This is a genomic window from Pseudomonas sp. AL10, from assembly GCF_029960685.1.
Taxonomy (GTDB): domain Bacteria; phylum Pseudomonadota; class Gammaproteobacteria; order Pseudomonadales; family Pseudomonadaceae; genus Aquipseudomonas; species Aquipseudomonas lactis.
The window spans coordinates 1-24,731 of the sequence record NZ_JASBQZ010000046.1 but is presented as its reverse complement, the minus strand read 5'-3'; the positions used below and the strand labels follow the sequence as shown (position 1 = coordinate 24,731).

Sequence of the window (24,731 nt, the reverse complement as noted above, 5' to 3'; positions counted from 1 at the left end):
TCTCGTCAACCGTGAATTATCAGGCAGGTTCCCCATGCAGTTCAGCGACTTACTGGCAGCGATCTCCACCCACGCGATCCGTCTGCAAATGGAAGAAGGCGATCTGATCGTCCTGGGCGATGACCAAGCGTTGGACGACGCGCTCTGGGATCAATTGATCGCACACAAATCCCAACTGCTGGAGTTGGTCGCCGAACATGGCGGTGACTGGCTGAGCCCGGCCTACCGCATCACCCCGGATATGCTGGCGCTGGTCAACCTCGACCAGCCGGCCATCGACCGCATCGTCGCGGCGGTCCCAGGCGGTGCGGCGAATGTGCAGGATATCTACCCGCTGGCGCCGCTTCAGGAAGGTATGCTCTATCACCACATCTCGGCGCAGAAGGGTGACCCTTACGTGCTGCACGCGCAGTTCGTGTTCGACAGCCGCGCACGCCTTGAGGCCTTTGCCGAGGCGTTGCAATGGGTCATCGACCGTCACGACATTTTGCGCACTTCGATGGTCTGGGAGCGCCTGGACGAACCGCTGCAGGTGGTGTGGCGCAAGGCTGTGCTGGCCTGCGAAGAGGCGCAGCTGGACGGTGCTGACCGCCTGGCTCAATTGCTCGCTCGCTATGATGCCCGCGCTTATCGCATGGACCTGGGCCAGGCGCCGCTGCTGCGCCTGGTGTTCGCTGACGACCCAGCCAACCAGCGGCTGGTGGCGATGCTGTTGTTCCACCACACCATCCTCGATCACACGGCCCTGGATGGCGTGCGGCATGAAATCCAGCTGTACCTGGCCGGGCAGCAAGCCCAGGCCCCTGCACCGGTAGCGTTTCGCAGCTATATCGCCCAGGTGCGCCATGGCGTCAGCGAGCAGGCCCATGAGGCGTTCTTCCGCGACATGCTGGCGGATATCGATGAACCGACGCTGCCGTTCGGCCTGCAAGATGTGCAGGGCGATGGCCAGGGCATCGACGAAGTGCGCATCCCTGTCGACAGCGCTCTGAGCCGCCGCTTGCGTAGCGTGGCGCGCCCGCTGGGGGTGAGTGTGGCGAGCCTGATGCACCTGGCCTTGGCGCGGGTGCTGGGCGCAGTCTCCGGGCGGGAGGCGGTGGTATTTGGCACTGTGATGCTCGGGCGCATGGGGGCGGGCGAGGGCGGTGAGCGGGCATTGGGCATGTTCATCAACACCTTGCCACTGCGCGTGGATGTGGGTGAGCAGGGCGTGCGCGCTGCGGTCAAGGTCACCCATGAGCGCCTCACGCGCTTGCTCGATCACGAACATGCGTCCCTGGCGCTGGCACAACGGTGCAGCGGCGTGGCGGCGCCTACGCCGCTGTTCAGCGCGATACTTAACTACCGTCACAGCACCGCCACTGACATGGCGGCGGTGATCGAAGTGGCCGACGGCATCCAGGTGCTGGGCGCCGAGGAGCGCACCAACTACCCGCTGACGGTGAACGTCGATGACCTGGGTGAAGACTTCGCCCTGACCGTGATGGTCGATGCCTCCATTGGCGCGCCACGGGTTGCCGGTTACCTGCACGCGGCCTTGGAAAGCCTGGCCGGCGCCCTCGAACAACGACCGGAGATGCCGCTCTGCGGCCTGAACATCCTGCCTGACGCTGAACGCCATCACTTGCTGCACACCTTGAACGACTGCCCCACGCACTACGCCGACACCCAGCTGATCCACCAGCAAGTCGAAACCCACGCCGCCGCCCAGCCCGATGCCATTGCGTTGTCCTTCGAGCAACACGCCCTGACCTACCGCCAACTCAACGAACGCGCCAACCAGGTCGCCCACGCGCTGCTGGCTCACGGCGTGCGCCCCGACGCGCGGGTGGCGATCTGCGTGGAGCGCGGCCCGCAGATGATCATCGGCCTGCTGGGCATCCTCAAGGCCGGCGCCGGCTACGTGCCCATCGACCCGGCCTATCCCCAGGAACGCATCGCCTATACCCTGGCCGACAGCCGGCCGGTGGCGGTGCTGGTACAGGCCGACACGGCGCAGCGGGTCGGCGCACTGGCCCGGATCGACCTCGACCACCTGGGCCCGTTGCCCATCAGCAACCCCCGGCTGCACCTGAGCCCGGCCAACCTGGCCTATGTGATCTACACCTCCGGCTCCACCGGCCAGCCCAAGGGCGTGATGATCGAGCATCGCCAGGTCGCGCGCCTGTTCGGCGCCACTCAGCAGTGGTTCGGCTTCAATCATCATGATGTGTGGGCGTTGTTCCATTCCTTTGCGTTCGACTTTTCCGTGTGGGAAATCTGGGGCGCGCTGATGCACGGCGGCCAGTTGCTGATCGTGCCGCAACTGGTCAGCCGCTCACCGGATGAGTGCTACGCGCTGTTGTGCGATGCCCAGGTGAGCATCCTCAACCAGACGCCGAGTGCGTTCCGCCAGTTGATCGCGGCCCAGGGCAACAGCGCCCAGTCCCATTCCCTGCGCCAGGTGATTTTCGGCGGCGAAGCCCTGGAACCGGGCATGCTCAAGCCGTGGTACGCACGGGCGGTGAATGCCGGTACGCAACTGGTGAACATGTACGGCATCACTGAGACCACCGTGCATGTGACCTACCGGGCGCTGGAAGCAGCCGACGCGCACTTGGTCGGCGTGAGCCCGATTGGCGTGCGTATTCCTGATTTGCAGTTGTACGTGCTGGATGCACGCCGCGAGCCCTTGCCCCTGGGTGTGGTGGGCGAGTTGTACGTGGGCGGCGCCGGGGTGGCGCGTGGTTACCTCAACCGCGAGGCGCTGAATGCCGAACGCTTCGTCGCCGACCCGGCCACCGGCCTGCGCATGTACAAGACCGGCGACCTCGGCCGCCTGCTGGCCGACGGCAGTGTCGAGTACCTGGGGCGTAACGATGACCAGGTCAAGGTCCGGGGTTTCCGTATCGAACTGGGTGAAATCCAGGCGCATCTGGCCACGGCCAACGGCGTGCGCGATGCGGTGGTGATCGCCCGTGAAGATCAGCCGGGCGACAAGCGCCTGGTGGCCTATGTGATCAGCGATGGCGAACTCAACGTGGCCGCCCTGCGTGACCATCTGCTGCGCAGCCTGGCCGAACACATGGTGCCCAGCGCCTTCGTGCGCCTGGACACGCTGCCGCTGACCACCAACGGCAAACTCGACCGCAAGGCCTTGCCCGCACCCGATGCCGACGCCGTGGCCCGGCGCGCGTATGCGGCGCCCCAGAGCGCGTTGGAAACCACCCTCGCCAGGCTCTGGCAAGACCTGCTCAACGTCGACCGTGTCGGTCGTGAGGACAATTTCTTCGAACTCGGCGGCCATTCGCTGCTGGCGGTCAAACTGATCGAACGCATGCGCCAGGTCGACCTCAGCGCCGATGTGCGCGTGCTGTTCGGCCAACCCACCTTGGCGGCGCTCGCTGCGGCGGTGGGCGGCCAGCAGACCGTGCAGGTGCCGGCTAACCCCATTCAAGCAGACACGCAGGCCATCACCCCGGACATGCTGCCCCTGGTCGAGCTGGATCAGGCCGCTATCGACCATATCCTTGAGGCCGTGCCCGGTGGCGTTGCCAACGTGCAGGACATCTACGGCCTGGCGCCGTTGCAGGCCGGCATTTTCTACCACCACCTGGCGACCACCGAGGGCGACCCTTACGTGTTGCAGGTGCAGTTGCGCTTTCACGACCAAGGCGCTGTCGATGGGTTCGTAAATGCGCTGCACTCGGTGATCGAACGCAACGATATCCTGCGCACCGCCATCCTCTGGGAGGGCCTGGAGGAACCGGTGCAAGTGGTGTTGCGCCAGGCGCCCTTGGTGGTCGAACGCCTGGATGCCCTGGGCGGCGATGCACTGACGCACCTGCAACAGCGTTTCGACCCACGCCACTATCGCCTGGACCTGTCACGTGCCTCGCTGATGCGCCTGGCGTATGCGCAGGACACCCAAGGCGTGGTCGGCATTTTGCTGCTGCACCATGTCCTCCTCGACCATACGGCCCTGCAGGTACTGGTCGAAGAGATGAGCGCCAGCCTGCATGGCCACAGCGCGCAATTGCCTGACGCGGTGCAGTACCGCAACTACGTGGCCCAGGCCCGCCTCGGTGTCACCCAGGTCCAGCATGAAGCCTTCTTCAGCCAGATGCTGGGCGACATCGACGAGCCGACCCTGGCCTTCGGTTTGCAGGACGTGAATGGTGACGGCAGCGGCATCCATGAAGCGCGCCTGCCGCTGGAGCCGGCGCTTAACCTGGGCTTGCGCGAACAGGCGCGGCAACTGGGTGTGAGCACCGCGAGCCTGGTGCACCTGGCCTGGGCCCAGGTGCTGGGGCAGGTGTCTGGCCAGCAGGAGGTGGTATTCGGCACGGTGTTGCTGGGCCGTATGCAGGGCGGCGAGGGCGCTGACCGGGCGCTGGGGATGTTCATCAATACCTTGCCGCTGCGGGTCAGCCTTGGCAGCGTCGGCGTGCAGGCCGGCGTGCGCGCTACCCATGCGCGCCTGGCGCAACTGCTCGGGCACGAACATGCCTCGTTGTCCCTGGCCCAGCGCTGCAGCGGCGTGCCGGGCTCGCTGCCGCTGTTCAGCACCTTGCTCAACTACCGGCACAGCGCAGCCGATGAAGCGCCGGGGGACAACCCCTTTGCCGCTTCCGGTATCGAGATTCTCAGCTCCGAAGAGCGCAGCAATTATCCGCTGGTGCTCAACGTGGATGACCTCGGCACGGGCATGCGCTTGACCGTGCAAGGCGTGGCCGAACTGGATGTGCAACGGGTGGGCAACTACATGCTCACCACACTGCGCCACCTGGTGACTGCGCTGCAACAGGCGCCGACCACCGCGTTGCACAGCGTGTCGATCGTGCCGCCGGCGGAGCGGCGCAAACTGCTGCAGGACTTCAATGCCAGCGCCCGTGAATTTCCGTCGCACCTCAGCGTCGCCCAACTGTTTGAAGCCCAGGTGCTGGCCCGGCCGGAAGCCACGGCGGTGGTGCATGGCGAACACTCCCTGAGCTACCGCGACCTCAACCGCCGTGCCAACCGGCTCGCCCATTATTTGCTCAACCAGGGCGTGCAGCCGGGTGAGCCGGTCGCCCTGGCGCTGCCGCGCTCAATTGACTTGATCGTCAGCCAATTGGCGGTACTCAAATGCGCTTCGGTCTACGTGCCGCTGGACGTCAATGCGCCGCCTGAACGCCAAGCCTTCATGGTGCAGGACAGCGGCGCCCGTCAGCGGCTGGACAACCTGGCCGAGCTGAACCTGGACGTAATGCCTGCGACCAACCCCGCGGTGGCCCAGAGCTCGGACAGCGTGGCATACATCATGTACACCTCCGGCTCCACCGGAACACCCAAAGGCGTGTTGGTGACCCATCGCGGCATCAGCCGGCTGGTGATCAATAACGGCTATGCCGACTTCAACCCCCATGACCGCATCGCCTTTGCGTCCAACCCGGCGTTCGACGCCAGCACCATGGATGTGTGGGGCGCGCTGCTCAACGGCGGCCAGGTCCAAGTGATCGACCACGCCACCTTGCTCGACCCGCTGGCATTTGGCGCTGAACTCAAGGGCGCTACGGTACTGTTCGTCACCACCGCGCTGTTCAACCAGTATGTGCAACTGATTCCACAGGCCCTGGCCGGCCTGCGCATTTTGCTGTGCGGCGGCGAACGTGCCGACCCGGCAGCCTTTCGCAGCCTTTTGGCGCAGGCTCCGGCGTTGCGTCTGGTGCATTGCTATGGGCCGACGGAAACCACCACCTACGCCACCACGTATGAAGTGCGCGCGCTGGCCTCAGATGCCGACAGCGTGCCGGTGGGGCGGCCGATTTCCAACACGCAGATCTATGTGCTGGATGCACAGTTGCAGCCGGTCCCGCTGGGCATCACCGGTGAAATCTGCATTGGCGGGGAGGGCGTTGCCAAGGGCTACTTGAACCGTGCGCAGTTGACCGCCGAGAAGTTCGTGAACAACCCCTTTGTCGATCAGCCTGGGGCGCTGATGTATCGCACTGGCGACCTTGGACGCTGGTCGGAAGAGGGCCTGCTGGAGTGCCTGGGGCGCAATGACGACCAAGTCAAAATCCGCGGTTTCCGTATCGAACTGGGCGAGATCGAGGCACGCCTGGCCAGTTGTGCGGGTATTCAGGAGGTTGCCGTGCTCGCCCGTGAAGACGTGCCGGGGGACAAGCGCCTGGTGGCCTATTTCACCTGGGCCGGCGCAGACCTGGGCATTGACCAGGTACACGCGCACCTGCAAGGCCAACTGCCGGACTACATGCTGCCGTCGGCCTATATGCCGCTGGCCAGCCTGCCGTTGACCAACAACGGCAAGCTGGACCGCAAAGCATTGCCGGCACCCGACCAGGCCGCCTTTATCAGCCGTGGCTACGAGGCCCCCCAAGGCGAGGTGGAAAGCCTGCTGGCGCAGATCTGGCAGGACGTGCTCAAGCTTGAACGCGTAGGGCGTCATGATCACTTCTTCGAACTGGGCGGGCATTCGTTGCTGGCGGTCAGCCTGATTGAACGCATGCGCCAAGTGGGCCTGAGCGCCGATGTGCGCGTGTTGTTCAGCCAGCCAAGCCTGGCCGCGCTGGCGGCAGCCGTGGGCAGCGGCAGAGAAATCGTGGTGCCCGCCAATGGCATCCCCGCCGGCTGCACACAAATCACGCCGTCGATGCTGAGCCTGGTGCAGCTCACCCCGCAGGCCATCGCGCGCATTGTCGCCAACGTGCCGGGTGGTGCAGCGAATATCCAGGATATCTACCCGCTAGCGCCGCTACAGGAAGGCATTCTCTACCACCACATCAGTGCCGAGCAGGGCGACCCGTACCTGCTGCAATCGCGCATGGCCTTTGACACTGTCGAGCGCCTGCACGCCTTTATGGGCGCGCTGCAACAGGTGGTGGCGCGCCACGATATTTTGCGTACCGCTGTGGTGTGGGAAGGGCTCGACAGCCCGGTGCAAGTGGTGTGGCGCGCCGCCCAACTGGCGGTGCAGGAGGTGATGCTCGACCCGGCCGGCGGCGACGTCATGGCGCAACTGCACGGGCGTTTCGATGCGCGTCACTACCGCCTGGACATTACCCAGGCGCCGTTGCTGCGCATGGTCTACGCCCAGGACCCCACGCACAACCGGGTCGCGGCGATCCTGCTGTTCCACCATCTGGCGCTGGACCACACCGCCATGGAAGTGGTGGGCCAGGAAATGCGTGCCTTTATGTTCAACCAGGCCCAGGACTTGCCTGCCGCCGCGCCGTTTCGCAACTATGTGGCCCAGGCGCGGCTGGGCGTCAGTGTGGCGCAGCATGAGCAGTTTTTCCGCGACATGCTCGCCGAGGTCGACGAGCCGACCTTGCCGTTTGGCCTGCAGGATGTGCAGGGCGATGGCCGTGCAATCGAAGAAGCCAAGGTGCACCTGGAGGCAGGCCTGGCCCAGCGCGTACGCCAGCAGGCGCGCCAACTGGGCGTCAGCGCCGCCAGCCTGATGCACCTGGCCTGGGCCCAGGTGTTGGGCCTGGTCTCGGGCCGCGATGAGGTGGTGTTCGGTACGGTGCTGATGGGCCGTATGCAAGCCGGCGAGGGCGCAGACCGTGCGCTGGGGATGTTTATCAACACCTTGCCGCTGCGGGTCGACGTTGCAGCCGGTGCGACGCAGGCGGTCAAAGCCACCCATGCGCGCTTGAGCGCCTTGCTCGGGCACGAGCATGCGTCACTTGCGCTGGCCCAGCGTTGCAGCGGTGTGCCGACCAGTACGCCGTTGTTCAGCGCCTTGCTCAATTACCGCCACAGCAACCCCGACGACATGGCCCGTGACGGCCACGGCATCTGGGAAGGCGTGCAACTGCTGGGCGGCGAAGAGCGCAGCAACTACCCGCTGACCCTGAGCGTGGATGACCTGGGCGCAGGCTTTGGCCTGAGCGTGCTGGCGGTGCCGCAGATTGGCGCGCAACGCCTGTGCGACTACATGCTCAGTGCCGTGCAGCAACTGATTGTCACCCTGGAGACGGCGCCCCACAGTGCGCTGCACCCATTACCGATTCTGCCCGCCGCAGAGCGCGACACGGTACTGCGCGAGTTCAACGCCACCGCCCACGACTTCCCCCATGGCCAGACCCTGCACGGTGCGTTTGAAGTGCAGGCCGAGCGCCAACCCCATCGCATTGCCGTGCAGCAAGGCAGTGAGGCGCTGACGTATCAGCAGCTCAATCAACGGGCCAACCAGTTGGCTCATCACCTGCTGGAACTCGGCGTGCAAGCCGACGACCGCGTGGCGCTGTGCTGCCGTCGCGGCCCGCAGATGCTGGTGGGGCTGTTGGGCATTCTCAAGGCTGGCGCGGGCTATGTGCCGATCGACCCTGCGTACCCCGCCGAGCGTATCGCCTACTTGCTGCAAGACAGCGCGCCCGTGGCGGTGTTGGCCGAGACCAGTACCCGGGAGCTGCTCGGTTCGGTTGCCCTGGTCGATCTGCATGACCCCGCCTGGCAGCGCCACGCCGTCAGCAACCCGCAATTGCCCGCCCTGACGCCCGCGCACCTGGCGTACGTGATCTACACCTCCGGCTCCACCGGCCAGCCCAAGGGCGTGATGGTGGAACACGGTACGGTGGAAAACCTGGTGCATTGGCACTGTGAGGCCTTTGGTCTGACAGCGGTAAGCCACACCAGCAGCGTGGCTGGCATGGGCTTTGATGCCATGGCCTGGGAGGTCTGGCCAGCCCTGTGTGTCGGCGCGACCCTGCACCTGCCGCCCGCCGAGATTGGCAACGAAAACATCGATGAGCTGCTGGCCTGGTGGCTGGCACAGCCGTTGGACGTGAGCTTCCTGCCGACGCCGGTGGCCGAATACGCCTTCAGCCTGCCCCAGCAGCACCCCACGTTGCGCATCCTGCTGATCGGCGGTGATCGCTTGCGTCAGTTCAGCCAGGAGCGGCGCTTTGCGGTGGTCAACAACTACGGCCCCACCGAAGCCACGGTGGTTGCTACCTCCGGTCGCGTGCGGGCCGGGCAGGTGTTGCATATCGGCCGGCCCATCGCCAATGCCACCAGCTATGTGCTGGACGCGCACCTGCGGCCGGTACCGGTGGGCGTGGCCGGTGAACTCTATGTAGGCGGCAGCGGCGTGGCGCGGGGCTACCTCAACCGTCCCGAGCTGACGGCCGAACGCTTCCTGCAAGACCCGTTCAACGCTGGGCGCATGTACCGCACCGGTGACCTGGTGCGTTGGCTGCCCGATGGCAACCTTGAATACCTGGGCCGTAACGACGACCAGGTAAAACTGCGCGGCGTGCGGGTGGAACTGGGTGAAATCGAAAGCCGCCTGGCGGCACTGGACGGCATCCGCGAGGCCGTGGTGCTGGTGCGCGAAGGCCGCCTGCTGGCCTGGTTCACCGAACAGCGCCCGTTGCAGATCGAGACCTTGCGTGCGCACCTGCAAGCCCAGCTTCCCGAGGCGCTGGTGCCGGTCGCCTATATGCAGCTTGACCAGTTGCCCCTGACCGCCAATGGCAAACTGGATCGCAAGGCACTGCCGCAGCCAGACCAGTACGCCTTGCTCAGTCGTGAATACCAAGCCCCCCAAGGTGACGTCGAAACCACCCTGGCGCGGCTGTGGGCCGAGGTGTTGCAGGTGGAGCAGGTGGGTCGCCATGACCACTTCTTCGAACTGGGCGGCCATTCATTGCTGGCCGTCAGCCTGATTGAGCGCATGCGCCAGGCCGGCCTCAGCGCTGATGTGCGCGTGCTGTTCAGCCAGCCAACCCTGGCCGCGCTGGCCGCCGCTGTCGGCAGTGGCCGCGAAGTGCAGGTGCCGGCCAATCGCATCAGTGCCGGTTGCCAGCGCATCACCCCGGACATGCTGGCCCTGGTGGACCTCGACCAGTCGGCGATCGACCAGGTGGTGGCCCAGGTGCCCGGCGGCGCTGCCAACGTGCAGGACATTTACCCGCTGGCGCCGTTGCAGGAAGGGATTTTCTATCACTACCTCACGGCGGCGCAGGGCGATCCTTACCTGCTGCAATCGCATCTGGCGTTTGACAGCATCGAGCGCCTGCACGCCTTTGTGCGCGCCCTGCAACAGGTGATCGACCGCCACGACATTCTGCGCACCGGGGTGGTGTGGGAGGGCCTGGCACAACCGCTGCAAGTGGTGTGGCGCCAGGCGCAGTTGTGCGTACAGGAACTGCACCTGCAAGGCGACGTACTCGCCGGCCTGCACGAGCGCTTTGATGCGCGGCGCTATCGCCTGGAGATCAGCCAGGCGCCGCTGATCCGCCTGATGTACGCCCAGGACCCGGTCAACCAGCGCGTGGTGGCGGTGTTGCTCTATCACCATATCGTGTTGGACCACACCGCCTTCGACGTGGTGTTGCGCGAAATGCAGGGCCACCTGTTGGGCCACGCCGCGCCCACCGCCGCGCCAATGCCGTATCGCAACTATGTGGCCCAGGCGCGCCTGGGTGTCAGCGAACAGGAGCATGAACAATTCTTCCGCCAGATGCTGGACGATGTCGATGAGCCAACGCTGCCGTTCGGCTGGCAGGACGTGCGCGGCGACGGCAATGCCATCGACGAACATACCCTGCAACTGGACAGCCCGCTCAACCGCCGCCTGCGCAGCCAGGCGCGGTTGCTGGGGGTCAGCGCTGCCAGCCTGTTCCACCTGGCCTGGGCACAGGTGCTGGCCGCAGTATCGGCGCGCCATACGGTGGTGTTCGGCACGGTGCTGGTGGGCCGTTTGCAAGGCGGCGAGGGCGCCGACCGCGCCCTGGGCGTGTTTATCAACACCTTGCCGCTGCGCCTGGATATCGACGACCAGGGCGCCCGCGCCGCCGTGCGGGCCACCCATGCGCGTCTCACCGAATTGCTCGGCCATGAACACGCCTCCCTGGCCTTGGCCCAGCGTTGCAGTGGTGTAGCGGCCCCGGCGCCGTTGTTCAGCTCGATGCTCAACTATCGCCATCGCGGCGCCGCCACCCGCTCGGCGGATGCGCAATTGGCGTGGGAAGGCATGCAGACTTTGGTCAATGACGGGCGCACCAATTACCCCCTGACCCTGAACGTGGACGACCTGGGCGACGGCTACGCGTTCACTGCCCTGGCCCAGGTGGATGCGCAGCGGGTGTGCGGCTATATGCATAACGCGTTGAGCGGCCTGGTCGAGGCTCTTGAGCAGGCGCCGCACCAGGCGCTGAACCGCCTGCCGGTGCTGGGACTGCAAGAGCGGCAACAACTGCTGGTGCAGTTCAACGCCACCGAGGTGAACTACAACCTCGACCAGACCCTGCACGGGCTGTTTGAAGCCCAGGTTATGCGCACCCCGCAGGCCGTGGCGGTGAAGGCCGGCGAGCACACCTTGAGCTACCAGCAACTCAATGAACGCGCCAACTGCCTGGCCCATCACCTGCGTGACAGCGGTGTGCGCCCGGATGCACGGGTGGGCATCTGCGTCGAGCGCGGCCTGGACATGGTCATCGGCCTGTTCGCCATCCTCAAGGCCGGCGGTGCCTATGTGCCGCTGGACCCGGCGTACCCGCCAGAGCGCATCGCCTACATGCTGCACGACAGCGCGCCGGTGGTGGTGCTGGCCCAAAGCGCCACCCGCGCTTTGCTGGGTGACGCGGTGGTGATCGACCTCGACCACAGCACCTGGCAGCAGCAACCCGTCACCAACCCGCCAGTACCGGGCCTCACTGCCCGGCACGCGGCCTATGTGATCTACACCTCCGGTTCCACCGGCCAACCCAAGGGCGTGATCAACGAACATGCCGGGGTGGTCAACCGCCTGTTGTGGATGCAGGACGCCTATGGCCTCAAGGCCCACGATGCGGTGTTGCAGAAAACCCCGTTCAGCTTCGATGTGTCGGTGTGGGAGTTCTTCTGGCCGCTGTTCACCGGCGCACGCCTGGTGATGGCGCGCCCTGAAGGGCACAAAGACCCGGCGTACCTGTGCGAGGTGATCGCCGCGGAGCACATCACGACCCTGCACTTTGTGCCGTCGATGCTCGATGTGTTCCTGGCCCACGGCGATATCAGCCAAGCGGTGGGATTGGTGCGGGTAATGTGCAGCGGCGAAGCGCTGCCGGGCAGCCTGGTGCGGCGTTTCAAGCACCAGTTGCCGGGGATTGGCTTGTACAACCTGTACGGGCCCACCGAAGCGGCAGTGGACGTGACGGCCTGGAACTGCGCCCGCCCTGAGGTGCCGGACAACACCCCGATCGGCAAGCCGATTGCCAACACCCGCCTGTATGTCCTCGATGGGCAGTTACAGCCGGTGCCGTTGGGCGTGGCCGGTGAGCTGTTCATCGCGGGCGTGCAAGTGGCGCGGGGTTATCTGAACCGCCCTGAGCTGACCGCCGAACGCTTCCTCGACGACCCGTTCACCCCGGGGCGCATGTACCGCACCGGTGACCTGGGCCGCTACTTGCCCGATGGCACGCTTGAGTACCTGGGCCGCAATGATGATCAGGTCAAGATCCGTGGCCTGCGCATCGAGCTGGGCGAAATCCAGGCGCGGCTGATCGAGCATCCGGCGGTCAAGGACGCCGTGGTCGTCGCCCGTGATCAGCGCCTGGTCGCGTATTACACCGGCGCACCCGCCGACATCGACAGCCTGCGCGCCCAGCTGTTGCAGCACCTGCCGGACTTTATGGTGCCGGCGCTGTTCATGCACCTGGACGCCTGGCCCCTGAGCCCCAACGGCAAGCTCGACCGCAAGGCCCTGCCCGCACCGAGTATGGACGCCTTGCAGGTACGTGAGTACGCGGCGCCTGAAGGCGACACCGAGGTCCTCCTGGCCCAGCTCTGGGCCGAGCTGCTCAAGGTGGAGCGGGTAGGGCGCCACGACAACTTCTTTGAACTGGGCGGGCACTCGCTGCTGGCCGTGAGCTTGATCGGGCGCCTGCGCCAGGAAGGCATGGAAGCCGATGTGCGCGGGTTGTTCGAACAACCGACCCTGGCCGGCTACGCCGCAATGACCGAACGAATGGAGATCGTCCTGTGAACATCCTCGAGCTGCTGGCAACCCTGAAAACCAAGGATGTGCAACTGGCGCTCAAGGGCGAGCAGTTGTCGGTGAACGGCAACAAGCACGCCTTGAGCGACCCGGCGATATTGGCCGCCTTGCGTGAACACAAGCCGGCGCTGATCGAACTGATCAAGGCCGGTGAATACACCGCGACCAAGGCCGGTGAGGTACAGGTGCCGGCCAATGGCATCCCGGCCACTGCCGAGCGCATCACCCCCGCGATGCTGACCCTGTCGACCCTGAGCCAGGACGAGATTGAGCGCATTGTCGCCACGGTGCAGGGCGGCGTGGCGAACATCCAGGACATCTACCCGCTGGCGCCGTTGCAGGAAGGCATCCTGTTCCACCATGTGAGTGCCGAGCAGGGCGACCCCTATGTGATGCAGTCGCAGTTCGCCTTTGACAGCCTTGCGCGTTTCGATGCCTTTGCCCAGGCGCTGCAACGGGTGATGGACCGTCACGACATCTTGCGTACCGGGATGGTCTGGGATGGCCTGGCGCAACCCTCGCAAGTGGTGTGGCGCCAGGCGCGCCTGCCGGTGCAAGCCTTGATGCTGGACCCGGCCGACGGCGATATCGCCGCGCAACTGCATGACCTGTTTGATGCCCGCCACTATCGCCTCGACGTCACCCAGGCGCCGTTGCTGCGCCTGGTGCGCGCTGAAGACCCGGCCAACCAGCGCATCGTCGCCACCCTGTTGTTCCATCACATGGCGCTCGACCACAGCGCCCTGGACGTGGTGTGCCACGAGATGCAGGCGTGCCTGTTGGGGCAAGGCGCGGCCCTGGGCCAGGCCGTGCCGTTTCGCAACTATGTGGCGCAGGCGCGGCTGGGGATCAGTGAGCAAGAGCATGAACGTTTCTTCCGGCAGATGCTCGGCGATATCAGCGAGCCTACCTTGCCGTTCGGTTTGCAGGATGTGCAAGGCGATGCGCGCGGTATCGCTGAAGTCAGCCTGCCATTGGCGCCGGCATTGGCCCAGCGTTTGCGCGTACAGGCGCGCCAACAGGGCGTGAGCGCTGCCAGCCTGTTTCATCTGGGCTGGGCTCAAGTGCTGGCGGTGTTGGCCGGCAAGGCCCAGGTGGTGTTCGGCACCGTATTGATGGGGCGCATGCAGGGCAGCCATGCCATCGACCGCGCCCTGGGCATTTTCATCAATACCTTGCCGTTTCGCGTGGACGTGGACGCCCAGGACGTGCGCACCGCCGTCAAGGCCACCCACTCACGGCTGACCACGTTGCTGCGCCATGAACACGCGGCGTTGGCCCTGGCCCAGCGTTGCAGTGGCGTGCTCGCGCCGACGCCGCTGTTCAGCGCGCTGCTCAACTATCGCCACAGCGCGTCCGCCGCCAGCGCCGAGGCCGTGTCGGCGTGGCACGGCATCACCGCACTGCGCGCCGAGGAACGCACCAACTACCCGCTGACCCTGAGCGTGGACGACCTGGGCGAGGGCTTCGGCCTGAGTTTGCTGGCCAGCACCCTGGTCGACCCTCAACGCGTCTGCGCCTACCTGCACACCGCGCTGGAAAACCTGGTGAGCGCACTGGAACAGGCCCCCCATACCGCGCTTGACCAACTGTCGGTGGTGCCCGCTGCCGAACAGCGTTTGCTGCTGGAACAGTTCAACACCACCCAGACCGTCTTCCCCCAAGGCACCACCCTGCACGGCAGGGTCGAAGCCCAGGCCGCGCTCACGCCGCACGCCATCGCCGCGGTGCATCAGGGCCGGCAACTGACCTATGCCGAACTGAACCAGCAAGCCAACCTGCTGGCCCATCATCTGTTGGCACTGGGGGTCAAGCCCGACGACCGCGTGGCGATTGTGGCGCGGCGCGGCCTCGATACCCTGGCCGGGTTGCTGGCGATTCTCAAGGCCGGTGCCGGTTATGTGCCGGTGGACCCGTCCCACCCGGCCGAGCGTCTCCACTATCTGCTCAGCGACAGTGCGCCGGTAGCCGTACTCACCCAACACGCGTTGCTGGAGCGCTTGCCGGCGCTGGATGTGCCGGTGATCAACCTCGACCGCTTCACCTGGCAGCACCATTCGGCGAGCAACCCCACAATCGCCGTCGGCCCGACGAACCTGGCCTATGTGATCTACACCTCCGGCTCCACCGGCTTGCCCAAAGGGGTGATGGTGGAACACCACACTGTCGCCAACCTGGTGGACTGGCATTGCAGCGCCTTCGACCTGCGCGCCGGCCGGCACACCGCCAGTGTTGCCGGTTTCGGCTTTGACGCGATGGCCTGGGAAGTGTGGCCGGCGCTGTGTGTGGGCGCCACCTTGCACCTGCCACCGGCCCATGAGGGCGGCGAAGATATCGACGCACTGCTGGCCTGGTGGTGCGCGCAGCCATTGGACGTGAGCTTTCTGCCGACGCCGGTGGCGGAATACGCCTTCAGCCAGAACATCGAGCACCCGACCTTGCGCACCTTGCTGGTCGGTGGCGACCGCCTGCGCCAGTTCGGGCGGGCGCAGCGCTTTGAGCTGATCAACAACTACGGGCCCACCGAAGCCACGGTGGTGGCCACTTCCGGCAAGGTCGAGGCGGGCCAGCCGTTGCATATCGGCAAGCCGATCGCCAATGCCAAGGTCTACGTGCTCGACCCACACCAGCGCCCGGTGCCGCTGGGGGTGGCGGGGGAGTTGTACGTGGGCGGCAAAGGCGTGGCACGCGGTTACCTCAACCGCCCGGAACTGACCGCCGAGCGTTTTGTGCGCGACCCGTTCAATGCAGGGCGCATGTACCGCACCGGTGACCTGGTGCGCTGGTTGCCGGACGGCACGCTCGACTACCTGGGGCGCAACGATGACCAAGTGAAAAACCGTGGCGTGCGCATCGAACTGGGCGAAATCGAAACCCAGCTCAACCAATTGCCCGGCATCCTGGAAGCAGTGGCGGTGGTGCGTGAGGAACGGCTGGTGGCCTACTTCACCGAAAACCCACAACTGGACCCGCTGACGCTGGCCGAGATTCGCGCCCACCTGGTGGCGCATCTGCCCGACTACATGATGCCTGTCGCGTTCATGAAGCTCGACGCACTGCCACTGACGGCCAATGGCAAGCTCGACCGCAAGGCCCTGCCGGCGCCGGACATGGCCGCGGTATTTACCCGCGAGTACGCCGTGCCCCAGGGCGAAATCGAAACCGTGCTGGCGCAGATCTGGGCCGACGTGTTGCAGGTGCCACGCGTGGGGCGTTACGAACATTTCTTTGAGCTGGGCGGGCATTCGCTGCTGGCCATGCGCATGGTGTCTCAGGTGCGCCAGCGGCTGGGCGTCGAATTGGCGCTGGGCGACCTGTTTGCCAACGCTGAACTGGCGGCGGTCGCCGAGGTGCTGGCCCAGGCCGGTCGCAGCACCTTGCCGGATATCTTGCCGGCCAACCGTGATGACGATGTGCCGCTGTCCTTCGCCCAGCAACGCCTGTGGTTCCTGGCGTTGATGGAAGGGGCCAACACCGCCTACAACATTCCCATCGGCCTGCGGTTGCGCGGGCAGTTGCATGTACAGGCGCTGCAACGGGCCCTGGCGCGCATTGTGGCGCGGCATGAAACCCTGCGCAGCCGCTTCGCCCAGCAGGGTGACCAGGCCCAGGTGCTGGTCGTGCCGGCCGAAGAGGTGTTGGCGCTGCAAGTGCAGGACCTGCGTCGCCACCCGCAGCCGCAACAGGCCCTGGACGCGCTGATCCACGGCGAAGCCTCGGCACCGTTCGACCTTGAGCGCGGCCCGTTGCTGCGCGGGCGCCTGGTGGTGATGGCCGATGATCACCATGTGCTGTTGCTGACCCTGCACCATATCGTCTCCGACGGCTGGTCCATGGGCGTGCTGACCCGCGAGCTGATGGCGCTGTACCAGGCTTTCAGCCACGGCCACGCCGACCCGCTGCCGCCCTTGCCGATCCAGTACGCCGACTTTGCCGTGTGGCAACGCCTGTGGCTGAGCGGCGAGGTGCTGCAGCGCCAAAGCAGCTACTGGCAACAGGCGTTGGCCGGTGCGCCGGCGTTGCTGACCTTGCCCACCGACCGCCCGCGCCCGGCGCAGCAGGACTACGCTGGCAGCAGTGTCGAAGTGCGCCTGGATGAGCGCCTCACCGCCGGGCTCAAGGCCTTGAGCCAACGCCATGGCACCACCTTGTACATGACCTTGATGAGCGCTTGGGCTTCGCTGTTGGCACGCTTGTCCGGGCAGCCCGAGTTGGTGATCGGCACGCCGGTGGCCAACCGCATGCGCACCGAAGTCGAAGGGCTGATTGGCCTGTTCGTCAACACCCTGGCGCTGCGTATCGACACCTCGGGCGAGCTGAGCACCGAGGCATTGCTGGCGCGGGTCAAGGCGCTGATCCTGCAAGCCCAGGCCCATCAGGACTTGCCCTTCGAGCAGGTGGTGGAAATTACCCGGCCGCCGCGCAGCCTGGCCCACAGCCCACTGTTCCAGACCCTGCTGAGCTGGCAGGACAGCAGCGCGCCGACCCTGGCCCTGGGCGACCTGGCCCTGGAGAGCATTGTCGAGCACAGCCATTTCGCCAAGTTCGACCTGTCGTTGAACCTGGGCGAAGTGCAGGGCAGCATCCTCGGTGCGCTGGAATATGCCGTGGCCCTGTTTGACGAATCGACGATGCAGCGTTACGTCGGCTACTTCACCCGCGTGTTGCAGGCCATGGTCGATAACGACCAGGCAGTGCTGGCGCACGTGCCGCTGGTGGATGCGCGCGAGCGTCGGCAACTGCTGGTGGATTTCAACGCCACTGCCGTTAGCTACAACCTCGACCAGACCCTGCACGGCCTGTTTGAAGCCCAGGTGCTGCGCACGCCCCAGGCCATTGCCCTGAAGGCGGGCGCGCAGCAACTGAGCTATGCCGAACTGAACACGCGTGCCAACCAATTGGCCCATCACCTCCAAGCCCAGGGTGTGCAGCCCCAGGCGCGGGTGGCGATCTGCGTGGAGCGTGGCCTGGACATGGTCATTGGCCTGTACGCGATCCTCAAAGCCGGCGCCGCCTATGTGCCGCTGGACCCGGCCTACCCGCTGGAACGCATCACCTACATGCTGCACGACAGCGCGCCGACGGTGGTGCTGGCCCAGGCCAGCACCCTTGGGTTGCTGGGCGAGGTCCCGGTGGTCAACCTCGATTCACCCACCTGGCAGCACCAGCCCACCCATAACCCGCAGGCGGCCAGCGTGGCGGCCTATGTGATCTACACCTCCGGTTCCACCGGCCAGCCCAAGGGCGTGATCAACGAACACCCTGGGGTGGTCAACCGCCTGCTGTGGATGCAGGACGAATACGGGCTGACCGCCAGCGATACGGTCTTGCAGAAAACCCCGTTCAGCTTCGACGTGTCGGTGTGGGAGTTCTTCTGGCCGCTGTTCACTGGCGCACGCTTGGTCATGGCGCGCGCTGGCGGGCATAAAGACCCTGACTACTTGTGCCAGGTGATCGAGGCCGAGCGGGTCACAACGCTGCATTTTGTGCCGTCGATGCTCGACGTGTTCCTTGCCCACGGCGATGTCAGCCAGGCCGCCGGGCTGGTGCGGGTGATGTGCAGCGGCGAAGCCCTGCCGGGCAGCCTGGTGCGGCGCTTCAAGCAGCAATTGCCGGAGGTTGGCTTGTACAACCTGTATGGCCCCACCGAAGCGGCGGTGGATGTCACCGCATGGGACTGCGCGGGTGCCTTGGTGCCGGATAACACGCCCATCGGCAAGCCGATTGCCAACACGCGCCTGTATGTACTGGACGGGCAGTTGCAGCCGGTGCCATTGGGGGTGGTCGGTGAATTGTTCATCGCAGGCGTGCAGGTGGCGCGGGGTTACCTCAACCGCCCCGAGCTGACCGCCGAACGCTTCCTCGACGACCCGTTCACCCCGGGGCGCATGTACCGCACCGGTGACGTGGGCCGCTACTTGCCTGACGGCACTCTCGAGTACCTGGGGCGCAATGATGACCAGGTGAAGATTCGTGGCCTGCGCATCGAACTGGGGGAAATCCAGGCGCGCCTGACCGAGCATCCAGCGGTGCAGGAAGCTGCCGTGATTGCCCGCGAGCAGCGCCTGATCGCCTATTACACCGGCGTGCCGAGCGAGGTCGAAAGCCTGCGCGCCCACCTGCTGCAACACCTGCCGGAATTCATGCTGCCGGCGAGCTTTGTGCATCTTCAGGTGCTGCCGCTGAGCCCCAACGGCAAGCTCGACCGCAAGGCGCTGCCGGCGCCGGGCCTGGACGCGTTGAGTGTGCGCGACTATGAAGCGCCCGTGGGTGATACGGAAATCACCATGGCCGCACTGTGGGCCGAATTGCTCAACGTGGAGCGCGTGGGCCGGCATGACAATTTCTTTGAATTGGGTGGCCACTCATTGCTGGCAGTCAGCCTGATGGGGCGCATGCGCCGCCTGGGCTTGTCGGCAGATGTAAAAGTACTGTTTGGCCAACCGACCTTGTCCGCCCTGGCCGCGGCCTTGGGCGGTGGGCGTGAAGTGGCGGTGCCGGCCAATCGTATCGCGGCCGATTGCACCCGGATTACGCCGGACATGCTTACGCTGATCACCCTGGACCCCGCTGCCATCGAGCGCATCGTCGCCTGCATCCCCGGCGGCGCGGCCAATGTGCAGGACATCTACCCGCTGGCACCCTTGCAGGCCGGCATCCTGTATCAGCATCGCGCCGTGCAGGGAGACGACGCCTATGTGCTGCAGGCGCAGTTTGCCTTCGACAGCCGCCTGCGCCTGGACGCCTTCGCCCACGCCTTGCAGGCGGTGATCCAGCGCCATGACATCCTGCGTTCATCCTTCCACTGGGACGGGCTGGAGGAGCCGGTGCAGGTGGTGTGGCGCACCGCCTCATTACGGGTTGAAAACGGCCCGGTGCCGCCACGCCTGGACCTCGCCAAGGCACCCTTGATGCGCCTGGTGTATGCCGAGGAGTCGCAACGGGTGGTGGCGACGTTGCTGTTCCACCATCTGGTGATGGACCACATCGCGTTGGACATCCTGCAACACGAAATGCAGGCCTTCCTGTTGGGCACCCAAGACACCTTGGCCGCGCCCGTGCCGTACCGCAACTACGTGGCCCAGACTCGTCTGGGCGCTGAGGACCACGAGACGTTTTTCTGCGAGATGCTCGCTGAGGTCGACGAACCCACCGACCTACCGCACCTGGGCGCCGATGAGCGCGTGAAGGTGAGTCTCGACCTGGGGTTGAGTCGGCGCCTGCGCACTCAGGCGCGTCAAGCCGGCGTCAGCGCCGCCAGCCTTATGCACCTGGCCTGGGCCCATGTGCTGGGCACGGTCTGCGCCCGTGAACAGGTGGTGTTCGGCACGGTGATGCTCGGCCGCCTGCAAGGTGGCGAAGGCGCCGAGCGTGCCATGGGCGTGTTTATCAATACCTTGCCGTTGCGAGTCGACCTGGGTGAACACTCGGTACTGACCGCGCTGCGTGCCACCCATGGGCGCCTGACCCAACTGCTCAGCCATGAACACGCGCCTTTGGCGCTGGCCCAGCGTTGCAGCGGCGTACCGATGGCTACGCCGTTGTTCAGCGTGCTGTTCAACTACCGCCACAGCGCGCCCCAGGCCGGGGGCGTGGCCGAGGCGTGGCAGGGGGTCGAAGTGCTCCAGACCGAGGAGCACACCCACTACGGCGTGTCGGTGAGCGTGGATGACCTGGGTGAAGGTTTCAGCCTCACGGCCATGGGGCAGGGGGCCCGACGCTTGGGCGACTACCTGCATAACGCCTTGGCGCAGGTGGTGCAGGCGTTGGAAGAGCGCAGCGACATCGCGCTCAATGGCTTGTCGATCCTGCCCCAGGCCGAACGCCAGCAACTGCTTGAGGGCTTCAACGTCACGGCCCGCGCGTTCCCCCGTGAACACAGCGTGCAACAGCTGTTCGAAGCCCAGGCCCAGGCGCGCCCCGATGCGGTGGCGGTGCTGCATGGCGAACAACGGATAAGCTATGGCGAACTCAACCGCCGCGCCAACCGCCTGGCCCATCACCTGCTCGGCCTGGGTGTGTGCCCCGGCGATAACGTGGCGATCCTGCTGCCACGCTCGGTGGCGTTGTTGATCAGCCAACTGGCGATTCTCAAATGCGCCGCCGCCTATGTGCCGCTGGACATCAACGCGCCGGCCGAACGCCAGGCCTTCATGCTGCAAGACAGCGGCGCCGCCTGGCTGTTGACCGGCAGCGACTGCAGCGTGGAGAGCGCGGTGCAACGCCTGGACCTGGACACCCTGGCCCTCGACTCATACCCCGAGCACAACCCGGGCCTGCCGCAGCCCTCGCACAGCGTGGCGTACATCATGTACACCTCCGGCTCCACCGGCATGCCTAAAGGCGTATTGGTGCCGCACCGTGGCATCACGCGCCTGGTGCTCAACAACGGCTACGCCGATTTCAATCCCCATGACCGCGTGGCCTTCGCTTCGAACCCGGCGTTCGATGCCAGCACCATGGATGTGTGGGGGGCATTGCTCAACGGCGGTCAGGTGCAGGTGATCGACCACGCCACCTTGCTCGACCCGCTGGCGTTTGGCGCGGCACTTCAGGGCGTGACGGTGCTGTTCGTCACCACGGCGCTATTCAACCAATATGTGCAACTGATTCCCCAGGCCCTGGCCGGCTTGCGTATTTTGCTGTGCGGCGGCGAACGTGCCGACCCGGCGGCGTTTCGCAACCTGCTGGCATTGGCTCCGGGGCTGCGCCTGGTGCATTGCTACGGGCCGACCGAAACCACCACCTACGCCACCACTTATGAGGTGCACGCGCTTACCGCTGATGCCGACAGCGTGCCGGTAGGACGACCCATTTCCAACACGCAGGTCTACGTGCTGGATACGCAGTTGCAGTTGCTGCCTGTGGGGGCGACCGGTGAAATCTGCATCGGCGGCGACGGTGTCGCCCAGGGCTACCTGAACCGCCCTGAATTGACGGCGGAAAAGTTCGTGCAGAACCCGTTCAACCCAGGCGCCTTGCTGTACCGCACCGGCGACCTCGGGCGCTGGAGCGCGGACGGCCTGCTGGAGTGCATCGGGCGCAATGATGACCAAGTGAAGATCCGTGGATTTCGCATTGAGCTGGGTGAGATCGAAGCACGCATGGCGACATTCGCCGGCATTCGCGAAGGGGTGGTGCTGGCCCGCGAAGACGTGCCGGGGGACAAACGTCTGGTGGCCTATTTCACCTGGGCGGGCGAGCCGGTCGGCATCGAGTCGGTGCGCGCTTACCTGCAGGCGCACTTGCCGGCCTACATGGTGCCCTCGGCCTTTGTGGCACTGGAGCATTTGCCGTTGACGGCCAATGGCAAGGTCGATCGCAAAGCCTTGCCGGTGCCCCCGTGGGACGCTGCGGCCAGCGGCACATTTGAAGCACCGGTCGATGCACTGGAGCAGACCTTGGCCCAGCTGTGGGCCGAGGTACTGAAGCTTGAGCAGGTGGGGCGCCATGACAGTTTCTTCGAACTGGGCGGGCACTCCTTGTTGGCGATTCGCCTGATCAATCGGCTGGAAGAGGCCGGGTTGCCGGTGTCGCTGGCCGAGCTGTTCGAGCATGCCAGCGTGGCCTCGGTCGCGGCGCTGCTGCGCCTGCGCGGTGACGACGTGCTGCCTGAGACGGCGGTGATCACGGTGCGCAGCCGTGGGTCGCAGGCACCGTTATTTCTGGTGCATGAGTTCAGCGGCATGGACGTGTACTTCCCGGCGCTTGGCCAGCACCTGCCGGGCGATTACCCGATTTATGGCCTGCCGGGCGTGGCGCTGGGCGAGGCGCACTTGGACAGCATGGAAGGCCTGGCTGCGCGCATGGTCGGGCTGATTCGCCAGATCCAGCCCCACGGCCCTTACCGGCTGGCGGGGTGGTCTTTTGGTGGCGTGCTGGCCTATGAAGTTGCCATGCAGTTGCTGGGGCAGGATGAGGCCGTGGCGTTTCTCGGCTTGATCGACAGCTACGTGCCGCGCATGACCGACCAGGGCAAAGCGCGCTGGAGCGGGCCGGATGCCCTCAAGCGGCATTTGTTGTTGCAGTGCACGGCCTATTGGAAGGCACAGGGAGGTGTGGATGAGCTGGCGAGCCTGGACCAACTGGAGGCAGGCCTTGGACAGCTGGACATTGCGGCTTTGCTGCAACGCTGTCGCGATCAAGGTTTGCTATACGCGCAAATGGCAGCGGCGACGGACGCCGACCTGTTGAGCTTTTTGCAACGGGAAGTCGGGCATGGGCATGCCCTGGCCCACTACAGCCTGTTCCCGCTGCCGATCCCGGTGCACCTGTTCAGCGCCGAGCAGCGGCCCACCGAACTGTCGCGGCGCAGTGCCGCGCTGGGTTGGGACACCGCCCTGGCGCCTGGGCAACTGCGCCAGGTGCAGGTGCCGGGGGATCACCAGAGCATGATGCAGGCGCCGCATATCCAGAGCCTTGGCCAGGCCATGAGCCAAGCGCTGGCGGCGAGCACCCCGGTGAGTTGCGCGGCGCACTCACCCTTGCTGCGCATCCAGAGCGGGCGCGCCGGTTATGCACCGGTGTTCTGCGTGCCGGGCGCGGGAGACAGCGTCACCGGCTTTGTCGGCTTGAGCGAAGCTTTGGGGCGCGACTGGCCGCTGTATGGCTTGCAGCCACGCGGGCTGGATGGCGAAGCGGTGCCCCATAGCCAGGTGGAAGCGGCGGCCCAGTGTTACCTGGCCGCGCTGGAACAGGAATGCCCCGAGGGGCCGGTGCATCTGGTGGGGCATTCGTTCGGCGGCTGGGTGGCGCTGGAAATGGCGTTGCGCTTGCAGGCGATGGGGCGTGAGGTGGGCTCTTTGACGGTGATCGACAGCGAGGCGCCGGGGCGTGCGAGCAAGGCTTATACCTCGACGGCGGCGTTGTTGCGGTTGATCGAGGCGATGCAGTTGGCGGCTGGGAAGTCGCTGGGGATTGATGCTGTGGACTTTGCCGGGCGCGATGAGGTGGCGCAGCGGCAAGCGTTGCATGGGGGGATGGTGAGTGTGGGGTTGTTGCCAGGGCGTGCGGCGGTGGAGGCGATGAATGGGCCGGCGCGTACTTACGCGGCGGCGTTGCGCACGGTGTATCAGCCGCAGGGGCGGTATGACGGGGTGGTGCGGCTGGTGTTGGCGCAGGACCCGGCGCTGGATGCGGCGGGGAACCAGCGTGAGCAGGGGTTGATGGTTGAGGGGTGGCGAGGGCAGGGGGGTGGGTTGCAGGTTTGGTATGGCTTGGGGAATCACTTTACGTTGCTCAAGGCGCCGAATGTTTTGGGATTGGCCAGGTGGTGGTTGGAAGATGTCAGGGTTGGGGAGGTGGTGTCTTGAGGGGGGGGCACCGATCCAAATGTGGGGGCAATAGGGGGTTGTCTGTGTACATATCCATTCCTGCGGTAACGGCCACTTATGGTTCCGCTCTGACAGCGGGTCACTTTTGGAAAGGCCCAAAAGTAACCAAAAGGCCTTCGCCCCACCACTCGGCACCTCGCCTAGGCTCGGTGTGCCCGAACGCAGGTTTTGCAGCGTGGGCCGCCGCAATGGGCCATCCATGGCCCAGTGCGGCTAACCCGGCGTCCTGCCGGGTTACCCACGCTGAAAAACCTGCGTTCGGCCAGCGTGGTTTAACGGGGCGATTGCAGATCAAAAGCAGAGCGCGGCGGCCTTATAGCCGACCGGTTTTTGAAGGTGAACTCGGTGAGATATGTGGGGGCAGGCATGCCCCCGGTAACCACGATGCGAAGCGAGCCGCTCTTGATCTTGATCTGCTTTTGATCTCA

At 65.6% G+C, this 24,731-nt stretch carries 2 protein-coding genes; both read left to right on the top strand.

Features of this window, described 5'->3' with window-relative positions:
* Positions 1 to 34: 34 nt before the first annotated feature.
* Positions 35 to 12,958: a non-ribosomal peptide synthetase gene (locus tag QK296_RS25490; RefSeq protein WP_282391729.1), complete on the top strand. Its 12,924-nt coding sequence runs from the start codon at positions 35 to 37 to the stop codon at positions 12,956 to 12,958.
* Positions 12,955 to 24,282, top strand: coding sequence for a non-ribosomal peptide synthetase (locus QK296_RS25485; protein WP_282391727.1), 11,328 nt, complete (start codon positions 12,955 to 12,957; stop codon positions 24,280 to 24,282). Before QK296_RS25490 ends, QK296_RS25485 begins: the two co-directional genes overlap by 4 nt.
* The last annotated feature ends 449 nt before the right edge of the window (positions 24,283 to 24,731 follow it).

Coding starts and splice junctions, on each gene's coding strand:
- QK296_RS25490 (WP_282391729.1), top strand. CDS start 35: ATGCAGTTCAGCGACTTACTGGCAGCGATCTCCACCCACGCGATCCGT.